The organism is Porphyromonas uenonis 60-3, assembly GCF_000174775.1.
Taxonomy (GTDB): Bacteria; Bacteroidota; Bacteroidia; order Bacteroidales; family Porphyromonadaceae; genus Porphyromonas; species Porphyromonas uenonis_A.
Map to the genome: position 1 here is coordinate 1 of NZ_ACLR01000060.1, position 563 is coordinate 563.

At 54.5% G+C, this 563-nt stretch carries 2 pseudogenes; both read left to right on the forward strand.

The annotated features are described in order from the left end of the window. Positions 1-191, forward strand: a pseudogene (locus tag PORUE0001_RS09960) (IS110 family transposase); the annotation flags it as partial. A gap of 236 nt (positions 192-427) precedes the next feature. Continuing rightward, a pseudogene (locus PORUE0001_RS10310) lies at positions 428-563 on the forward strand (mobilization protein); the annotation flags it as partial.

Consider the following 563-nt stretch of genomic DNA (forward strand, 5'->3'; position numbering starts at 1 on the left):
CAGCCCGAAGTGCCATAACTCATAACCCAACATTTAAACAGTATTACCAACGCATGAAAGCTCAAGGCAAGCCCTACGGGGTCATCCTCAACAACGTCAACAATAAGCTCCTCCACATCCTCTTCTCGCTGGTTGCGCACGACTGCGACTTCGAGCTAGACCACGAAGCGAAGAGAGCTCTACGAGCCTAGTCCAAGGAAGGAAAATCTCCGCTCCGGGAGCGCCCCGCGGCAAGGGGTGGGAGCCCCCACCCCGACGAGCGGTTACGAAGAGAAGAGAGTCCTCCGAGGCAAGTTCAAGAAAGGAAAATCTCCGCTCCGGGAGCGCCCCGCGGCAAGGGTGGGAGCCCCCACCCCGACGAGCGGGTTCCCGAAGAGAAGTCGACCGAGCTTGCGAAACGAGAAAAAAACTTCGCTTTTACTTGCATTTGAACTTAGAAAGCGCTCAAATATTCCCTATTCTGACTTCATATGACGAGCTTGCTAACTATCTCTCTCCCTTTCTGGATGCTTGGGAGGGTGGCGCGCAAGACCAGTTACAGGGGCAGATAGCATCAGCAAAGA